At 47.9% G+C, this 18,975-nt stretch carries 17 protein-coding genes and 1 riboswitch; of the genes, 16 read left to right on the forward strand and 1 reads right to left on the reverse strand.

Annotated features, from left to right (window positions below):
- Window positions 1-162 precede the first annotated feature (162 nt).
- The 14 genes from ACM6JA_RS02655 (at window position 163) to ACM6JA_RS02720 (ending at window position 16,117) form a co-directional block, all read left to right on the forward strand.
- Entirely contained in the window at window positions 163-1,239 is a 1,077-nt protein-coding gene (locus ACM6JA_RS02655; protein WP_414851064.1) for a PAS domain-containing sensor histidine kinase, read from the forward strand.
- The gene (locus ACM6JA_RS02660) at window positions 1,236-1,880 is read left to right on the forward strand and encodes a response regulator (protein WP_414851065.1); all 645 of its coding nucleotides are present in this window, start codon (window positions 1,236-1,238) and stop codon (window positions 1,878-1,880) included. The genes ACM6JA_RS02655 and ACM6JA_RS02660 overlap by 4 nt, the downstream gene beginning before the upstream one ends.
- 132 nt (window positions 1,881-2,012) lie before the next feature.
- Window positions 2,013-3,212 carry an FAD-dependent oxidoreductase gene (locus ACM6JA_RS02665; RefSeq protein WP_414851137.1) on the forward strand — a complete coding sequence of 400 codons (1,200 nt, stop codon included), beginning with the start codon at window positions 2,013-2,015 and terminating at the stop codon, window positions 3,210-3,212.
- 172 nt (window positions 3,213-3,384) lie between these two features.
- Entirely contained in the window at window positions 3,385-4,803 is a 1,419-nt protein-coding gene (locus ACM6JA_RS02670) for an MBL fold metallo-hydrolase (RefSeq protein WP_414851066.1), read from the forward strand.
- 31 nt (window positions 4,804-4,834) lie between these two features.
- Window positions 4,835-5,626: a sulfite exporter TauE/SafE family protein gene (locus ACM6JA_RS02675; RefSeq protein WP_414851067.1), complete on the forward strand. Its 792-nt coding sequence runs from the start codon at window positions 4,835-4,837 to the stop codon at window positions 5,624-5,626.
- 122 nt (window positions 5,627-5,748) lie between these two features.
- A riboswitch (SAM riboswitch) is annotated at window positions 5,749-5,853 on the forward strand.
- Window positions 5,854-5,962: 109 nt separating this feature from the next.
- On the forward strand, window positions 5,963-6,895 hold the full coding sequence (locus tag ACM6JA_RS02680) for an ABC transporter permease (RefSeq protein ID WP_414851068.1): 933 nt from the start codon (window positions 5,963-5,965) through the stop codon (window positions 6,893-6,895).
- 4 nt (window positions 6,896-6,899) lie between these two features.
- A complete protein-coding gene (locus ACM6JA_RS02685; protein WP_414851069.1) occupies window positions 6,900-7,847 on the forward strand; it encodes an ABC transporter permease in 948 nt (315 codons plus the stop codon).
- A gap of 13 nt (window positions 7,848-7,860) precedes the next feature.
- Window positions 7,861-8,883, forward strand: coding sequence for an ABC transporter ATP-binding protein (locus ACM6JA_RS02690; RefSeq protein WP_414851070.1), 1,023 nt, complete (start codon window positions 7,861-7,863; stop codon window positions 8,881-8,883).
- Window positions 8,876-9,832 carry an ABC transporter ATP-binding protein gene (locus ACM6JA_RS02695; protein WP_414851071.1) on the forward strand — a complete coding sequence of 319 codons (957 nt, stop codon included), beginning with the start codon at window positions 8,876-8,878 and terminating at the stop codon, window positions 9,830-9,832. Before ACM6JA_RS02690 ends, ACM6JA_RS02695 begins: the two co-directional genes overlap by 8 nt.
- Window positions 9,833-9,859: 27 nt before the next feature.
- Window positions 9,860-11,491 carry a peptide ABC transporter substrate-binding protein gene (locus tag ACM6JA_RS02700; protein ID WP_414851072.1) on the forward strand — a complete coding sequence of 544 codons (1,632 nt, stop codon included), beginning with the start codon at window positions 9,860-9,862 and terminating at the stop codon, window positions 11,489-11,491.
- A 245-nt stretch (window positions 11,492-11,736) separates the two neighbouring features.
- Window positions 11,737-12,999 (forward strand): aminopeptidase P family protein, encoded by a 1,263-nt coding sequence (locus ACM6JA_RS02705; RefSeq protein ID WP_414851073.1) that lies wholly within the window; start codon window positions 11,737-11,739, stop codon window positions 12,997-12,999.
- 196 nt (window positions 13,000-13,195) lie between these two features.
- Window positions 13,196-13,450 carry an aspartyl-phosphate phosphatase Spo0E family protein gene (locus ACM6JA_RS02710; protein WP_007721830.1) on the forward strand — a complete coding sequence of 85 codons (255 nt, stop codon included), beginning with the start codon at window positions 13,196-13,198 and terminating at the stop codon, window positions 13,448-13,450.
- Between the two features lie 198 nt (window positions 13,451-13,648).
- A complete protein-coding gene (locus ACM6JA_RS02715) occupies window positions 13,649-15,139 on the forward strand; it encodes a PLP-dependent aminotransferase family protein (RefSeq protein WP_414851074.1) in 1,491 nt (496 codons plus the stop codon).
- Between the two features lie 45 nt (window positions 15,140-15,184).
- Window positions 15,185-16,117, forward strand: coding sequence for a D-alanine--D-alanine ligase (locus ACM6JA_RS02720; RefSeq protein ID WP_414851075.1), 933 nt, complete (start codon window positions 15,185-15,187; stop codon window positions 16,115-16,117).
- 61 nt (window positions 16,118-16,178) lie between these two features.
- Here ACM6JA_RS02720 and ACM6JA_RS02725 read toward each other — a convergent pair whose 3' ends face one another.
- Window positions 16,179-16,736, reverse strand: coding sequence for a helix-turn-helix domain-containing protein (locus ACM6JA_RS02725; RefSeq protein ID WP_007721833.1), 558 nt, complete (start codon window positions 16,734-16,736; stop codon window positions 16,179-16,181).
- Window positions 16,737-16,862: 126 nt separating this feature from the next.
- Here ACM6JA_RS02725 and ACM6JA_RS02730 point away from each other — a divergent pair, with 126 nt between their 5' ends.
- Complete coding sequence (locus ACM6JA_RS02730; RefSeq protein WP_414851076.1) at window positions 16,863-17,819, forward strand: PLP-dependent cysteine synthase family protein; 957 nt, start codon at window positions 16,863-16,865, stop codon at window positions 17,817-17,819.
- 199 nt (window positions 17,820-18,018) lie between these two features.
- A complete protein-coding gene (locus ACM6JA_RS02735; protein ID WP_414851077.1) occupies window positions 18,019-18,972 on the forward strand; it encodes a MerR family transcriptional regulator in 954 nt (317 codons plus the stop codon).
- Window positions 18,973-18,975: the final 3 nt, after the last annotated feature.

Genomic DNA, 18,975 nt, shown 5'->3' on the forward strand with positions numbered 1-18,975 from the left:
AGCGGTTACTCGGCTTTTTCATACGCAGATGCGAATCAAAACACAGTATCTATTTGATCATCATGTAGCGTCACATAAGATAGGGGAAGGTACCTATTTGAAAGGTGCTCTCCGTCTCTTACGATTGGATGATAGAAGAAATAAGATCAGTATGGAGGACCAATGATGGATCAAAGTCCGACTTATTTTGACTGCTATGGAGATGAAGGAAAGGCGATGGATAACGGTTATCTGAAGCAAATTTTCGACCACTTGCAGGACGGAATTATTCTCATGGATCAGGAACGAAAAATTATGGTGATGAATCCATCCGCAGAAAAAATGACCGGTTGGAAGCGAGGAGAAAAAGTGCCGTTCTGCTCCTACTGCCAGAGCAGAGCGCTGGAAGAGGGAGAAGAACGATGTTATTTGCTCGCCAAACGGGAGGTTCCCTATTTTCTTTCTGCGATGCCCACGTATGAAGGACGGTACGTTGACATGGAAATGAGCACGGCTGTCATCTATGAAAATGGCGAACAAAATATGCAGGATGTACTTCTGGTCTTGAAAGATATGACGGTCAAGAAAAAAGAAGAGGAGGTCAGAATCTCCAAGCAGGTGCTGCAAAAAACGCTAGAAGCCCAGGAAAATGAACATAAGCGTCTGGCCCAGGAGCTGCACGACGGCGTAGGACAGTCCTTGTATTCCGTTTCGGTTGGCATTCAAGCGATTCAAACACGTCTCAACCAGGAAGGACAATTCCGGGAATTCATGCAAGAGATCGTGAATGAGCTGGAAAAAGCGATACAAGACGTCAAGTTGTATTCTTTACAGCTGCGTCCGTATAGTCTTGATCAACTGGGGCTGATTCCTACGGTTCGGCATCTTGTTTCTAGCTTGAACAAAGCACATCAGGATGTTTCCATTACTTTTTCCTACAGCAATGTCAGCGATCATTTTCAGCCAATCTTGGAAATCAATCTGTACCGTGTCATCCAAGAAGCTTTACATAATGCACTAAAATACGCGAAGGCGACACTCATTGAAGTCATCTTGTACAAGGAAGACGACCAACTGACTTTGCTGATTCAGGACAACGGAATCGGATTTGTTCGCGATCAGGTTCAGGTCGGTCTGGGACTCAAGCATATGGAAGAACGAGTGGATCAGATGGAGGGGATTCTTCAGATTCAATCCGTGCTCCACGAAGGTACATCGATCAAGGTAACGGTAGTGGGAGAAGGAGGGAGAGCAGAGTGATACGAGTGCTTTTGGTTGATGATCACACGATGATTCGGAAGGGATTGCGTGTGCTTCTCGAAAGTTACTCTCAAATAAAAATTGTCGGGGAGAGTCATACAGGCAACGATGCTATCCTTAAAGCCAATCAGCTGGAACCCGATGTAGTGCTGATGGATTTGTCATTGCCCAATGGGCTGGATGGGTTTACAGCGAGCAATGAGATTCGCAAGTCAAATCCTTTCGTGAAAATCGTCATATTGACCATGCATGACGAGGAGATTTTTGTCCAGAAGGCTATTACCGTCGGAGCCCATGGGTACATTTTAAAAAACAGCCATGGCGAGTTGCTGTTTCAAGCGATTGCGGAAGTCTACAGAGGTAAGCGCTTTTACAAGACTTCCGTATCGCAAGAAATCATCAATCTATGGCTGAAATCGGATGCCAAAACGATGCCTTCTGTTTTAACGCTACGAGAAAAGGAGCTTGTCAGACTCATTGTGCTTGGCTATACGAATAAGGAAATGGCAGATAAGCTGTTGATCAGCGTCAAAACTGTGGAGAACCACAAAACGAATATCATGCAGAAACTAGGACTGGATTCCAAGCATCAATTGATCCAATACGCCATTAAAAATAAATATCTCGATCTGGCATTTTAATGGCCTGATTCCAAAAGTAGGGGACTTCCCCTATATGGAAAAAATGACAGAGGAATAAACTGAATATAGAGACTACACCTCATGAACTATCATCGTACGATTGGAAACCATATCGTCGTCGAAGGAGGAACTATGGCAAAACAAGCTCATTATACGGTAGTCATCGTGGGAGGAGGCTCAGCCGGTATCTCTGTTGCTGCCCGTATCGTCAGGGCTTCCAAAAGGCTCAAGGGACAAGTCGCCATCATCGATCCCGCGTCCAAGCATTATTATCAGCCTTTATGGACATTAGTCGGAGGTGGTGTCGCGAAAAAGGAGGAATCCGAGCGCGACCTTTCCTCTCTGATTCCCGCTGGCGTCGACTGGATTTGCGATGCGGTCACCATGTTTCAACCAGAACAACACACGCTAAGTACGAAGCAAGGGATCATCTTTTCCTATGACTACCTCGTTGTTGCTGCTGGTCTGCAAATAGATTGGGAGGGGGTAAAGGGCCTGAGGGATGCCGTCGGGAAGAACGGCGTTTGCAGCAACTACGCATACCAAACGGTAGATAGTACATGGGAAGCCATTCGGAGCTTTAAAGGCGGCACTGCCATTTTTACCCACCCAAATTCACCCGTAAAGTGCGGCGGAGCCCCTCAGAAAATCATGTATCTGGCTGATGATTACTTTCGCAAGTTACATGTTCGCAACCAATCAGAGATCATTTTTGCATCGGCGAAGGGAAGTATTTTTGACGTTCCCACGTATGCTAATACGCTCAATAACGTCATTCGTCGCAAAAACATCGAAACCAGATACAAGCATAACCTAATGGAAGTGCGGGCGGATTCCAAAGAAGCCGTGTTCGAGAATCTGGATACAAAAGAGCAGGTAGTATGGAAGTATGACATGCTTCATGTGACCCCTCCCATGAAAGCGCCCGATTTCATTGCAAACAGCGCATTGGCAGACACAGGAGGCTGGGTCGATGTCGATCCATTTACGCTTGTGCACAAAAGATTCCCCACTATTTTCGGCTTAGGCGATTGCGCGAATCTTCCCACGTCCAAAACCGGAGCTGCTATTCGCAAACAGGCGCCTGTCGTCGAGAAAAACCTCCTCGCGCTGATCAATGGTACTCCATTGGTTGCCAGGTATGACGGTTATACATCCTGCCCGCTTGTAACGGGGTACAACAAACTGGTGCTGGCCGAATTTGATTACAATCTGATGCCGTGTGAAACCTTTCCTTTTGACCAATCTGAAGAGAGATTCAGTATGTACCTGATGAAAAGAGAACTGCTTCCCATCCTTTATTGGAATGGCATGCTTAAAGGATTGATGTAAGGCAGTCTTGAAAGAGAGGAGGAGAGCATCATTTTGAACGCCAGGAAGGAACAGAGACAAGCTTCATGAAAGATCCCACCGTCCAACAGACACTTCGCTTTACCCAATCGCTGCTCGAAGTGCTCGCGGAAAAATCAAACAAATAATAGACATGTTAAAGGAGGAATGCACCATGTTGTTGCGTTACTTTTATGATGAAAAACTGTCCCATGCATCTTATCTGGTCGGTTGCCAAAAAACCGGGGAGGCGATTGTGATTGATCCCTCCCGCAATCTGGCTCCTTATTTTCAAGTTGCCAAAGCAGAGGGGGTTACCATTGTAGCCGCCACGGAAACCCACATTCACGCTGATTTTGTCTCTGGTGCCAGGGAACTGGGCGCAGCTCATCAGGCGAAGCTGTTTTTATCCAATGAGGGCGACGAAGATTGGAAATATCAATACTTGGAAGGTTTGAACCATCAGCTTGTGCACGATGGGGATCGCTTTTTTATCGGGAACTTGCTCTTTGAAGTCATGCATACCCCTGGCCATACACCCGAAAGCATCTCCTTCCTTTTGACAGACCTCGGAGGGAATGCAGATCGCCCCATCGGGATCTTCACGGGAGATTTTGTCTTTGTCGGCGATATCGGCAGACCGGACTTGCTCGAAAAAGCGGCGGGAATGAAGGGTACGTCCGAATCAGGTGCAAGAGCCATGTTCCAGTCCCTCCAAAAATTCAAGCAACTGCCGGATTATATGCAGGTATGGCCAGCTCATGGCGCAGGAAGCGCTTGCGGCAAAGCACTGGGGGCCGTGCCGTCTTCTACCGTCGGCTATGAAAAGCTCTTTAACTGGGCAATGTCACACTCCAGTGAAGAGGAATTCGTCAAGGCACTCCTGGATGGACAACCAGAGCCGCCATCGTATTTTGCAGTGATGAAACGCGTGAATAAGGAAGGTCCTGCCTTGCTCAACGAACTCCCTGTTGTTCAAGAGTTCAACTCGTTTAAACAGGTAAAGGAATCGTTGGAAAACGGACAGATTGTCGATACGCGTCCTTTCCAGAAATTTGCGAAGGGGCATCTGGAGGGAACACTTCACATTCCTTTTAACAAGTCATTCGCCAACTGGGTGGGCTGGATCGTCGATTACGATCGCCCGGTACATATTCTGGCCACCCCAGATGAGCTGGACGGGATTTTGCAAACCTTGTATTCCGTAGGGATTGATCAAGTAACAGGCTTTATCGCCAGCGGCAAGCTGATGGAAAGTGAAGTGTCTTTACTCGAGACAATCGAAGAGGTAACACCGCTGGAGATTGCAGAACGAGTGGAAAAGGGAGAGGTTCACGTAGTAGATGTACGTAATCTGGCTGAGTGGAAGGAAGGACACATTCCGGATGCACAGCACATCATGCTTGGTACGCTCGCCATGCGGCTGGATGAGATTCCACACGATAAGCCACTTCTCGTACAGTGCCGTTCCGGTGCCCGATCCGCTATTGGCGCAAGCATTCTTCAGGCAAACGGATTCAAGGATGTAATGAATTTGAGCGGCGGAATCTTGGAATGGCAAAAAGACGGCTTGACAGTTGTAGAACGAGGATAAAACGAAGCGAGGTGTTGCAAAGGGTGAGCCTATGACTATCGACCTTGTGATCACTCTGTTTGTTATCGGTTTCGCGGGATCGTTTATCTCTGGTCTCGTCGGAATCGGTGGCTCCATCATCAAGTATCCGATGCTTCTGTACATTCCGCCCGCCCTTGGATTCGTTGCTTACACAGCTCACGAAGTATCCGGAATAAGTGCAATCCAAGTATTTTTTGCCACCCTAGCTGCTGTTTGGACTCTGCGAAAAGATAAGCTTATTCATTACCAGCTCGTTCTGTACATGGGAAGTGCCATTATCGTAGGAAGCTTGGTTGGAGGGTATGGAGGAAAATATCTATCGGCAGAAGCCATCAATATTGTTTACGCCATCCTGGCCACTATTGCTGTAATCTTGATGTTCTTGCCAAAAAAGCGAATGGACGAACGAGAAAATACCGAGGTTATCTTTCATAAACCAACAGCCGTATTATCCGCTTTGATTGTCGGAGGCGCCTCCGGAATTGTCGGGGCAGCTGGCGCTTTTATTTTGGTTCCCATCATGTTGATCATCCTCAAGATTCCGACAAGAGTTACGATTGCTTCATCTCTGGCCATTACCTTTCTTTCTTCCATCGGTTCGACTGTAGGGAAATGGATGGCGGGGGACATATTACTGTGGCCATCCGTGATCATGGTAATCGCCAGTATCATGGCAGCGCCGCTCGGTACGAAGGTCAGCAAACGTTTGGACACACGGATTCTCCAAACCATTCTTGCCTTGTTGATCCTAGCCACCACAATTAAGATCTGGGCTGATATCCTCATATTCATACGTGTGTGAAGATTTACTTTTTTCATAAATAAAATAAAGAAAAATCAATTGTTATTGAACAACATTGACATATCCGAGTAAAGTGATAAGATAAAAAAGAATTTTACGATGAAATTAAATTTCATAGAACATTCTTATCTAGAGTGGTGGAGGGACTGGCCCGATGAAACCCGGCAACCTTGGTCTGATTGACCTTACGGTGCCAATTCCTGCGGAGTTATTCTGCGAGATGAGAAGGTGGGAACCGTGCAATTGCCCCTCTTCTTTTCGGAGAGGGGTTTTCTATATTTATAATTCATAGTATTCATATCATTTCACTTTGTATTATATGAAGGAGGAAACAACGTGCTTCATTATGCGGTAAAGCGTGGCTTTCTCATGATCGTTACCCTTTGGATTATTGTCACGGTAACGTTTGTGACCATGCACCTGATTCCAGGTGACCCGTTCGCGTCTGACGCCAAAATGCTTCCAGAAGAAGTGGTAAAAAACATGCGGGCGGAGTACAACCTGGATCAGCCAATCACGGTACAGTATCTGCTCTATCTGAAAGGATTGCTGCAATTTGACTTGGGGCCCTCTATCCAGTCCAAGACGAGGGATGTGAACACGCTGATTGCAGAGGGATTTCCCGCCTCTGCTGTTCTGGGACTCCAGTCGTTTATTGTCGCGTTGGCAGGTGGAATCACACTGGGAATCGTAGCGGCACTCTATCACAATCGAACCTTGGATTTCTTGTCTATGTTTGCAGCCATCGTTGGGATCTCCGTCCCCAGTTTTATTCTGGCGCCACTTTTGATCAAGTACTTGGCGGTCGAATGGGAGCTTCTTCCCGTTGCTGCGTGGGGGAGCTGGGAGCATTCGATACTTCCAACGCTTGCGCTCGCTATCGGTCCGCTCGCCATTATCGCCCGTTTCGTACGAGCCAGCATGCTTGAGGTTTGGCAACAGGAATACATAAGCACGGCGGAGGCGAAAGGGCTTGGCACCTTTTCTATTGTCGTTAGACACGGGATGCGCAATGCCATTCTGCCGGTTCTTACCTTTATCGGTCCGCTGTTTGCCAACCTGATGACCGGAACCTTTGTGGTGGAAAAGATTTTCGCCATTCCTGGGCTCGGCAAATACTTCGTGGAAAGCATTTTTAACCGCGATTACCCCGTTATTTTGGGAACGACAGTGTTTTACAGCTTTGTGCTCATTTTTACTTTGTACATCATCGACCTACTGTATCGGGTGATTGACCCCCGCATCAGATTGACGAGTGGAGGGAAGTAGCGTTATGGCCAATCCGGCAACACAACTGGATAGCCTGTTTCGACCAGTAGACCGAAACAGGCTATCCGAAGAAATTCGGGAACGTCCCAGTCTTGGGTATTGGCAAGAGGTATTGCAGCGGGTATGCAGCAACAAGCTGGCAATGCTCGGGTTCCTCTTGCTTGCAACAGTGGTGATTCTCTCGATCATCGGACCGATGCTCGTTCCCCACAACCCGCATGAACAGTCATTGACGAAGGGTAATCTGCCGCTATCGGGCGAGCACTGGTTTGGAACGGATGACTTGGGTCGGGACATGTGGGCACGTACCTGGGTAGGTGGTCAAATCTCTTTGTTTATTGGTGTAGCGGCAGCTGCCATCGACCTAGTGATTGGTGTATGCATCGGCGGGATTTCCGGTTACATGGCAGGGAGGAACAAGCTGGGCGACCGTGTGGACAACATCCTGATGCGGTTGGCTGAAATTCTGTACAGCATTCCGTATCTGCTGGTGGTAATCCTGCTGATGGTGGTTCTGGAGCCTGGTCTCACAACGATCATTATTGCCCTTTCACTAACTGGCTGGGTCGGAATGGCCCGCCTGGTCAGAGGACAAATCATGCAGATCAAGCGTCAGGAGTTTGTACTGGCTGCAGAAAAGCTGGGTACCTCTCATGCCAAAATCATCATCAAACATCTGCTGCCGAATACGATCGGCGTCATCATCGTCAACCTGACCTTTACGATACCGCATGCGATTTTTGCCGAATCGTTTCTCAGCTTTCTTGGACTGGGTGTGCAAGCGCCAACCGCCAGCTGGGGAACCATGGCCAATGACGCGCTAGCGGTTATGCTGAGCGGACAGTGGTGGCGGCTGTTTTTTCCGGGATTCATGATTTCCCTTACCATGTTCGCGTGCAACGCGCTCGGGGATGGTTTGCAGGACGCACTGGACCCGCGGATCAGGAAATGAGGGGGAGTACATCGTGAAGCCTTTGTTGGAAGTAGATCAGTTGCGCGTCTCCTTTCGCACGTACGGTGGAGAGGTGCAGGCAGTAAGAGGGGTTTCCTTTTCTGTGAAGGAGGGAGAGACGCTTGCGATTGTCGGGGAAAGCGGCTGCGGAAAAAGTGTGACTGCACGGGCATTGATGGGGATGATTCCTCCGCGATCCGGTCAGGTAAAAGGCGGCAGCATTCAGTTTCGCGGGCGTGAACTGACGGGGCTGACCAAGTTGGAATGGCAGCAGGTTCGTGGCTCGCAGATCGGTATGATTTTCCAGGACCCGATGACCTCGCTGAACCCCACGATGAAAATCGGCCAGCAGATTGCGGAAGGGCTGATCAAACATCGAAAGCAGACGAAGACGGAAGCAAAGGAAGAGACGTTGAAACTGCTGGAGAGGGTAGGCATTTCGGAGGCGGCGAGGCGATTTGACCAATATCCGCATGAGCTAAGCGGAGGTATGCGGCAGCGTGTCGGAATCGCCATGGCGCTTGCCTGCCAACCGCAGTTGGTTATTGCCGATGAACCGACGACGGCGCTCGACGTGACCATTCAGGCGCAGATTCTTCGTCTGATGAAGGAGTTGCAGGAGCAGTTGAACACCTCGATCATTTTGATCACCCACGATCTGGGAGTTGTCGCAGAGGTGGCCGATCATGTAGCGGTTATGTACGCAGGCGTAGTGGTGGAGAGCGGCCCGGTTGGAGAAATCTTTGACAACCCGCGCCATCCATACACACAAGGGCTGTTGCAGTCTGTGCCACGTCTCGATGCAGGTAAAAAAGAGCGGCTGATCCCCATCGAAGGGACACCACCGGATCTGTTTTGTCCGCCTGCCGGTTGCCCGTTCGCTGCACGTTGCCGATTTGCCATGGAAATTTGCTTAGAGCATACGCCGCAATCGAATTCGTTTTTCAATCAGCATGAGGCGAGCTGCTGGCTAAACGACCCGCGTGCCCGGAAAGCAGAAATGTGGATGGTAGCAGGGAGGGAGACACATGGTTGACAACATTGTAGGGGTGGAGAATCTCGCTAAATCGTTTGAGATTGGCGGCGGCCAACGGGTTAGAGCTGTTGACCGAGTCTCTTTTGAAATCAGGCGAGGGGAGACGCTCGGAATCGTTGGGGAAAGTGGCTGCGGCAAGTCTACGCTGGGCAGGACGATCGTGGGCCTGTACCCAGCTACTGCGGGTCGAATCCTGTTTCAAGGCAATGACATTGCCAGGATGGATAGACGCGAGAGACGGGAAGCAAACCGCCACATGCAGCTGATCTTCCAAGATCCGCAGGCCTCACTCAATCCGCGTTTACGAGTGGGGGACATCATCGCCGAAGGAATGGACTCCTATGGATTGGCAAAAGGCAAAGGGCGAGAAGAACGCATCTATCGACTGCTAGAGCTCGTAGGATTGCACCCAAGCCACGCAAAACGCTTTCCGCATGAATTCAGCGGCGGACAGCGACAACGTATCGGAATCGCCCGTGCGCTTGCGGTGGAGCCCAGCTTTATCGTGGCAGACGAGTCCATCTCCGCACTAGATGTGTCCATCCAGGCGCAAATCGTCAATCTTTTAGCCGATCTTCAGGCAGAGCGGTCCATCACCTATCTGTTTATCGCCCATGACCTGTCGATGGTGAAGCACATCAGCGACCGGATTGGTGTGATGTACCTGGGGCGGATGGTGGAGCTGGCACCGAGCGAGGAGTTGTTTGCTACGCCGCTACATCCATACACGCAGGCATTGATCTCGGCCATGCCCGTCTCCCATCCTTCCCAGCGCGAAGAGCGGGAGCAGATTGTACTGACCGGAGAACCGCCCAGCCCGATTCATCCGCCAAGCGGTTGCCCGTTTCGCACCAGATGTCCGGTTGCCCAAGGCGTTTGTGCAGAAACAGCGCCGGACTGGAAGGAGGTGAGGCACGGACACTGGATCGCTTGCCATCTTATACAGTAGATAGAGGAGAACAAGGAGGAAATCATAATGAAAAAGGGATTGCTCGCTTTTGCCGCATTGCTGGCGCTCGCTATACCTGCGCTTTCTGCGTGCGGCAGCGATAAACCGGCTGCGTCTTCCGATCAACAGACGGGAGCAGCCGTCAAACAAGTCATGACCGCTAACCTGCGGGGCGAACCGTACACGTTAGACCCGGCATTCGCTTCTGATACCACCTCGTACTGGGTGATTGACCATCTGTATGAAGGATTGTACCGATACAGCCAGCATGGAGACATCAGCGAAGGCGCAGCAGAAAAGGTAGCAGTCTCCCCGGACGGAAAAACCTACACGTTTACCCTGCGACCCGCGATGAAATGGTCAAACGGCGATCCGTTGACGGCGCATGACTACGAATACTCCTGGAAACGCGTGCTGAATCCGCAGACTGCAGCCTATGAACCATCCGCACTCTACTACATACAAGGCGCGGAGGCATATAACACGGGCAAAGGTAGCGTGGATGACGTTCAGATCAAGGCAAAGGATGACCGAACACTCATCGTCGGATTGAAAGACCCGATCACCTATTTCCCGAAAATCATGATGAGTCGCGCCTATCTGCCGGTGAACAAGAAAGTCGTGGATGCAGACAAAAACTGGGCGGCTGAAGCGAAAGGTATCGTGACCAATGGCCCGTACACCGTGGAGAGCTGGGACCACAACAGTCAACTGACAATCGCCAAAAGTAAGAGCTACTGGGAGAAAGAAAAGGTAACGATGGAAACCGTCCACTTCAAGATGGTGAACGAAGCGACCACCTACTACCAGATGTTCAAAACAGGAGCGCTCGACCTGATTGACTCCTTGCCGATCGACGTAATTGAGCAGGAAAAAGAAAAAGAAGAGTACAAATCATTCCCGGACTACAGCATTTATACGTACACGTTCAACGTAGAGGAAAAGCCATTCACTAATGCGAAAATTCGTCAGGCCTTTTCCTACGCGATCGATCGGGACATCCTGACGAAAAACGTGACCAAGGGAGGCCAGCTCCCGGCGTACGGTTATACGCCATTTGGGGTGAAAACTCCTTCGGGCAAGGACTTCCGAGAAGAAGTAGCGCCTTACTATCAGTTTGATCCGGTTAAGGCGAAGCAGCTCCTGACTGAAGGCTTGAAGGAAGAAGGCTGGACAGAGCTTCCGTCAATTACATTGAAATACAGCACCGCGGAAAACCACAAGAAGATTGCCGAAGCGCTACAAGAAATGTTCAAGCAAAACTTGGGTGTGCAAGTGAAGCTGGAAAATCAAGAGTGGAAAACGTACATCGATACGTTCAAGCAGAAAAACTTCCAGATTGCCCGCATGGGCTGGGGCGGCGATTACTTCGATCCGCTCGCGATGCTGGAGCTGTATACAGGGAAAAGCTCCCGTAACTTCACTAACTGGGCCAATTCGAAGTTTGACGAGCTGATCGAAAAAGCAAAGGTTGAGCAAAAAGAGGAAGCACGCATGAAGCTTCTGCACGACGCTGAAACCATTTTGATGCAGGACATGCCCGTCATCCCGGTTTATTTCAATAACGAAAACTACCTCAACAGCAAAAAGGTCGAAGGCATCCGCTTCAGTGTAACCGGGACACCGGACCTGCGCTGGGCGAAAAGAGTGGCAGAGTAACGATTAATAAAATGTGGTCGTAATCTACGATAACAAGGAGCAGCTGGCCTAAAGCATCTGCTCTTTGTTTTATGGATGAAAGTATCCTAAAATATAGAAGAAAGGAGGATACATGACGATCTATCAATGTGAAATCAGCGGATGATTGTCAGACTATACTGAACTCTTTGCGATTAAGAGCGCCTTTCCTTTCCTATGCTGGATCAAGCCATGAAGAAACTCACGAATGAAGGGGTATAAAACAAATGACAATAACTATGGATTCAAAAGAGTTCATCAATCGCCGTCAAAAACTCGCGGAAAAAATGCCTGACCACAGCGCACTTGTCCTATTTTCAGGGGTTGTCAAGACACGCAGCAATGACGATAAATATCCGTTTTCACCGAACCGCAACTTCTATTATCTAACCGGCATTGCGCGCAGTAACCTCATTCTTATGATCACGAAACGAGCTGGCATCGTGACCGAAACGTTATTTCTTCAGCGCCCAAATGAGCTGGAAGCGAAATGGACAGGGGCCGTCTTATCGGATCAAGAGGCGAAAGAGCAGTCTGGTATCGAACACTTCGACTATCTCGATGAGTGGCTGGAGTCATTTGGAACCTTTATGAGGCGCTGCGAAGGCAAGTACTCGCTCTATCTCGACTTGTATCGCTATTTGTGGAGCGACGAGCAGACTCCTGCAGAGACTTTTGCCGAAGACGCGCAGAAGAAATACCGGACCCTGCAGATTCACGATGCGGGCCCATGGCTGAAAGAACTGCGTATGGTGAAAAGTCCGGCAGAGATCGAAGAAATCAGACGTGCGATTGCGATCACAGATGAAGCAATCCAGCGCATGTGGTCGTATGCACGTCCTGGCATCATGGAATATGAGCTAGAGGCGCACTATGATTTCACGTTGAAGTCGCATGGTGTTCGCGAGCTTCCTTATTTACCCATTATTGCTAGCGGAATCAATGCTACTGTCTTGCACTATGAAGCTAATAATCAGCGTGCGGAAGATGGTGACTTGGTCCTCCTCGATCTCGGTGCAACATCGAACTACTATGCGGCGGATATTTCGCGAACGTTTCCTGTGAATGGTCGCTTTACAGAACGTCAGAAAGCGATCTATCAACTCGTGCTCGAAGCAGAAATCAAGACCATCGAAGCAGTCAAGCCTGGTGGCACACTCACACAACTCAATGATGTCACGAAACAAGTCCTGACAGATGGCCTGCTGCGCCTCGGCCTCATCCAAGAAAGCAGTGAGCTCTCCAAATACTACTATCATTCCGTGGCTCATCACCTTGGACTGGATACGCACGATGTCTCGGATTACAGTGCTGCTTTGCAACCTGGTATGGTGATCACGATTGAACCTGGTCTGTACATAGAGGAAGAAGCGATTGGCATTCGGATTGAAGATAATGTGTTAGTAACAGAAGACGGCTGCGAGGTGCTCTCATCGCAGATCCCGAAGGAAATCGAAGAAGTGGAATTGTTGATCGGGAAAAAGGTGTAGTGAACGCTTACGAGCGAATGGATTTATCCATTATAGAAAAAAACATCCTTTCGATAGGATGTTTTTTTCTATTCAATTTTTTCTTAGTTGGTGAATTCTTGCATATTCATTTATACTTGTTAATGTAATATTTTGTAAATCATAGGAGGTGCTTAACATAAAAGCTTTCGCAAGTTCATTAGAAAGGGACGTCCCTGTGCACCTAGGAACATCCCCGAAAAGAGAATTAGAAGGTGCCCCGAAAAGCAAGTGCACGATCTGGGGCGCGGGAATAGAAGCAAGTCGCCACCACTTGGATCTAGAAACAAGCATCGAACAACTACGACAACAAATGATTGAATTGGCAGGAAAACATGGTCTTACAAGTGACGTAGTTTTGGGTGTAAGCCAGCAATTGGACAAATATATTGTGATGGCACAAAACACCCATAAAGAAGATAGTATCTGGTGAAGGATTCACTATCGGCCTACTAAAAAATGATCGAAAAAGAGGAACCCTTAGCAAAATGGGTTCTTTTTTACTTTCATTTTTACCGCTGGGTGGATGCTGACCGCTACAGAGGAACCACCGAAGGATGAAAAATCCAGTGCGGTGGTTCTTTTTTTCTCTCGTCTCCCATGCCATCATTATAGACGGGGGCGATGAAGGATGTTCCAGGATTTCAAGCTTGTTGGTGACCGTCCAGTCGCGATACAAGTGAAAGAATACGTCAAACGTTTAATAATCAAAGGCGCGCTTCAGCCGGATCAAAAGCTGCCCTCCACACGAGAAATGAGCAGTCTGCTAAAGGTGAGTCGCAATTCGGTGATTGCAGCCTACGAAGGCCTAGAGGATGACGGATTTGCGTATGCGATTCCCGGCAAAGGCAGCTATGTTACCGCTATGGAGGGCCATTTGGCTGCGGATAAAGGAGGAGCTGACGGCACCGACTCCTGGCAGATCGACTGGAAGGCACGAATGAACGAATATGCTGTATCCGCTGCAGAGCTGGATATGATGAAGCAGGGCATTCGCGCCAAAAAAGGAACCATTTCGTTCACAAGCATCGCGCCGGATGAGCAGTTGTTTGATCTGGGGGATGTAAGGCGAGCCTTTATGGATCGGATGGCAATCGAAGGACAAGTGCTGCTCAACTACGGTTATGCCAAGGGCTACAAGCCACTAATCGATTACTTGATGCGTTATATGGAGAATAAGGGCGTCGATTTAAGTGGCAAGGATATGCTGATTACAAGCGGATTTACAGAGGGTTTTGACATAGTACTGTCGGCATTGCGCCCTTCTACCCGCCGCGGGGCAGCCATTTGTGAAAATCCAACCCATCATACAGCGATCAAGAATTTGAAGCTGCAAGGATTTGAGATTACCGGCATTCCGATGGAGAGTGATGGTATTGATGTGGGGGAGCTTGAGGCGGTATTGCAGGAGCAGACAAACAGCTTCGATCTGGCCTATTTGACTCCTTCCTATCACAATCCGACAGGTATTGTCATGTCGCCAGCGAAGCGCAGTGCCGTAATGAAATTACTGATGCGCTATCAGATTCCGGTGATCGAGGATGGATTCAATGAAGAGCTGCGCTACTCGGGAGCGCATGTTGCGCCACTAATCGCGACAGCAGGGCAAGGGAACGGAGTCATTTATATTGGTAGCTTCTCCAAGGTACTGTTCCCTGGATTGCGAGTGGGTTGGGTGCTAGGAGACAAGGCACTAATCGATAATCTGGAAAGCATTAAGCGTGCACGCACCATTCATACATCAACCATCGATCAATCGATACTCTATCAATATTTGCTGAATGGAAATTTCGATAAATATGTAAAAAAGGCCCGTATGGAATATAAGCGCAAATATGAGCTGACGAAGGCATGCTGTGAAGCACATCTCCCCGAGGCGCAACTGTCTGGCGATGGGGGCTTGCATTTATTTCTTACCTTTCCGTCAGCCGTAAATACACGCCAGTTGCTAGAAGTTTGCACAGAACACGGTGTCATTTTTACACCGGGGGACAAATTTTTTATTCAAGAAGGAACTGGGACGAATACCTTGCGACTTGGTTTTTCACGAGTAACAGATGAAAATATCGAGCGGGGTATTCAGATAATCGGCAAACAGGCGCGTCTCTTTCTTAAGGCATAACAATTACAAACCGCACAACCATTTGAAGAAAAATGAGGTGTCAGTATGAAGATAGGCGTTATCATGGGTGGTATTTCTTCTGAGCGTGAGGTTTCTCTGAAGACTGGTCAAGAGATGATCAATCATTTGGATCGCACTCGCTATGAGGCAGTTCCCATTGTCGTTACGCAGCGAGCGGATTTAATCACACAGATTCAGCAGGAAGGCATCGATTTCGCGCTATTGGCGCTGCATGGCCAATATGGTGAGGATGGTACGGTACAGGGAGCGCTGGAGACACTGGGTATTCCATATACAGGAAGCGGTGTCCTGGCAAGTAGCTTATGTATGAATAAGCAACTGTCCAAAATGCTGCTGAAAGAGGCAGGCATTCAAACGCCTGCAGGACTTTACTGGAAGGATGCTTATGATCCTCAGGCGATTGAGCAATTGAGTTACCCGGTGATTGTGAAGCCGAACATGGGAGGATCCAGTATTGGTGTCCAGCTCGTGCATAATGAGAAGGAGCTGCTGTCAGCAGTTCAGGAAGCCAGCCATTTGGATCAGGGAATCTTAATTGAGACCTATTTGAAAGGGACGGAGCTTACCTGCGCGATTCTGGATGGCGAGGTACTACCGATTATCGGCATCCGCTCCGCGCATTCAGAGTGGTTCGACTACCAAGCGAAATATGAAGACGGCGGTGCGGAGGAGAAGGTAATCGAGCTTCCTCCTGTTACTCAGCAGCGTGTGCGCGAGGCGGCGCTCGCTAGCTACCGACTACTGCAGTGCAAGGTCTATGCAAGGGTCGATATGATTTTGTGTGAGGATATGCCTTACGTGCTAGAAGTGAACACCTTACCGGGGATGACTGCCAACAGCCTGTTTCCAAAGAGTGCAGCTGCAGCAGGTATGACTTTTACACAACTGCTTGACCGTATTATTGCGAGCTCGCTCCATGAGCGGAAACAGGAATGGGGGAACAATGCTAACGGATAGCAAATATACTAGTGATCTAACGGAAGAGAAACCCTACATGTAGTGGGGTTTCTCTTTGTTTTCATTGACTGGAGTAGTGAATGACTACGGAACACTTTACGATACGATCTCCGTTGTTTCGATAAATGTGAGGCCTGTCTGCTTTAAAAATAAGAGTATCCTCAGGCTCAACTATATAAACTTGTTCATTGACAACAACCTCTAGCGTGCCTTCATTTACGAGAATGAATTCCTCAACCCCTGTTGAATGCGGTTCTGCTATATGCTCGCATCCTGGTTCAAGGGTTACCGAGAAGATCTCAAACTGTTGTTCTGGATTGTACGGTACCAGTGGATATACACGATACTGTCCGTTATTTTCAATAATCGGATTTACTTCCTTCTTTTTTACGATCGTAACATTCGGCTTGAATTGACTAACGAGTGAAGAAAAGGATAAGCGCAACCCGCTAGCTATTTTCCAAAGGGTTGTGATAGTTGGAGCCGACTTGCCTCTTTCAATTTGTCCTAACATTGTTTTGCTAACACCTGTTATTTCAGAAGTTTTATCCAAGCTCAAGTTTCTTTCTTTCCGAATACGCTTTATGTTCTCTCCAATATTTGTGTGAAATTCTTCCATTAAATACCCTCCATCGAGCGCGGACGCTATATTGTACGTATGTGCGTTATACTTTACAATCGAGCTATATATAGTTTGAAGCAGACACTATATAGTCCAAAATATACGAAAAGAGGCGCTATGTCTATGGAGAACACGATTTTATCAGGGGTTCATCAAGCGATTGGTAACACTCCCATGGTTCATCTTTCTAGGCTAACAGAAAATCTCGATGGAAATATTTTCGCCAAACTGGAATATTTAAATCCAGGCTTTAGCAAAAAGGATAGAATCGCCTTGCAGATCATTGAAGAGGCTGAGAAGGCTGTAATACTAAAACCAAATGATACTGTGGTGGAATTGACGAGTGGCAATACAGGGACAGGGCTTGCGATTGTTTGCGGAGTCAAGGGGTATAAATTCGTTGCTGTCATGTCAAAAGGAAATTCAATGGAAAGAGCGAGGATGATGCAAGCACTGGGAGCAGAAGTTGTTTTAGTAGACCAAGCGCCTGGTTCTCCTATCGGGCAAGTATCTGGTGAAGACCTTGCTAAAGTGGAAGAAGTTGCGCAGCAAATAACAAAAGAAAGAAATGCGTTCCGTGCAGACCAATTTCATCACATTGGCAATATTCATGCTCATGAATTTCACACGGGGGAAGAAATTTGGAAACAAACGAATGGAAAAGTAGACGTTTTCCTTGATTTTGCTGGTTCGGGTGGCACTTTTACAGGTTGCGCAAAAACGTTAAAAAAGTATAATCCCAACATTCGGTGTTATTTAGTTGAACCTTACACCGCACCGTTCTACTCTGGCAAAGCTGCTACTAACCTCAATCACAAGATCCAAGGTGGGGGATATTCCATGGATTTACCCCTTCTGGATAGGAACTTCGTTACAGACTACATCCATGTTACAGATAAAGAAGCGACACAAGTTGCTAGAGAACTAGCAAGAAAAGAAGGAATATTCGCAGGATTTTCTTCAGGAGCAAATGTTGCGGTTGCCTTACAGCTTTTGAAAGGAAAAGAAAAAGGCGCAAATATTGTGTTGACGATTAATGATTCAGGGCTCAAATATCTAAGCACAGATCTCTATGAATAACTTCAACCGTCCGATCATGTAAACCTTCGAGTTTACGAAGCCAGGTGTCAACAACCACCTGGCTTTTTCATGTTGCCACTTGAATCTCAAGTTACTTGAGGTTATATAATTGGTTAGGAGGTGTTGTAACTTGAACGGAAAGGCGAGGAACAGATTAGACACCACACAAAATCAACAAACTGATCGAACAACGAAGGACGTGAAGTTCTTCATCGGACAAGTGGCGAAAATGACAGGATCTTCTGTACCCACTGTTCGTTATTATGACGAGATTGGCCTGCTTTCACCTGCTGAGATAACTCCTGGGGGTCATCGTATGTATACGGCAGAGGAAATATGGCGGTTAAAACTGATCCTAACCCTTCGCTACTTAAACTTTGGTATTGATGAGATCAAGAGAATGTTAGCTGGGGATATACCTGTTGATATGGCGATAGAATGGCAAATTGAAGCTTTGGACATCCAAATGCGTACTCTTGCCAGCATGAAATCCATTTTGGAACAAACAAAGCAGAGTAAGGGTGGCAATGATTCTTTGAGCTATATGCACGAGCTGATTGAATCCATTTCTGCAGATGCATTGGAACGGGAAAAGTTTATTTTGGAAAAAATGGTTTCGTCCGTTTTTCCTGAACAATTCCCAGTTGAATGGCGAGAGATATTTTTGCTAGGGGTTAACGTCTCTTCGTTGCTGGAAGGCAAGCTTTCGGCAGCACAAACAGCTGCATTAGATGAGTTGGAGGGAATGTTTAATGATCCACAGATTGTCCAGGAGATGAAGCAGGATGTTATGACCTTCCTGGAAGTAGTTCACCTGCCTAAGATCAGTGTGGAGATGTGGAGCGCCAGATTGCTTAAAAACCATCAACAGTTGTTGAAGGCAGCGGAGCAACATGCAACTCCAGACAGTCCTTTGGTACAGGCGAATATTCAAGAGTATGTCTCGATGTTTGCCGATGTTGATGAACTTCCTGTCTCGCCGTCATTTTTCCGTCGGTTTGCTGAAAAGTTGCTTTCAAGCCAATCAGAAAATGTCGAACGTTTCAGAAGAATTTGCTCAATCCTGTACCCTAGTCTGCAACCGTATTTGAAAACAAATGAATTATTCTACCAAGGATTACAGTGGAAGCTTCAACAACTGGATGAAGAGTAATGT

This window comes from Brevibacillus sp. IT-7CA2 (assembly GCF_949767855.1).
Classification (GTDB): Bacteria; Bacillota; Bacilli; order Brevibacillales; family Brevibacillaceae; genus Brevibacillus.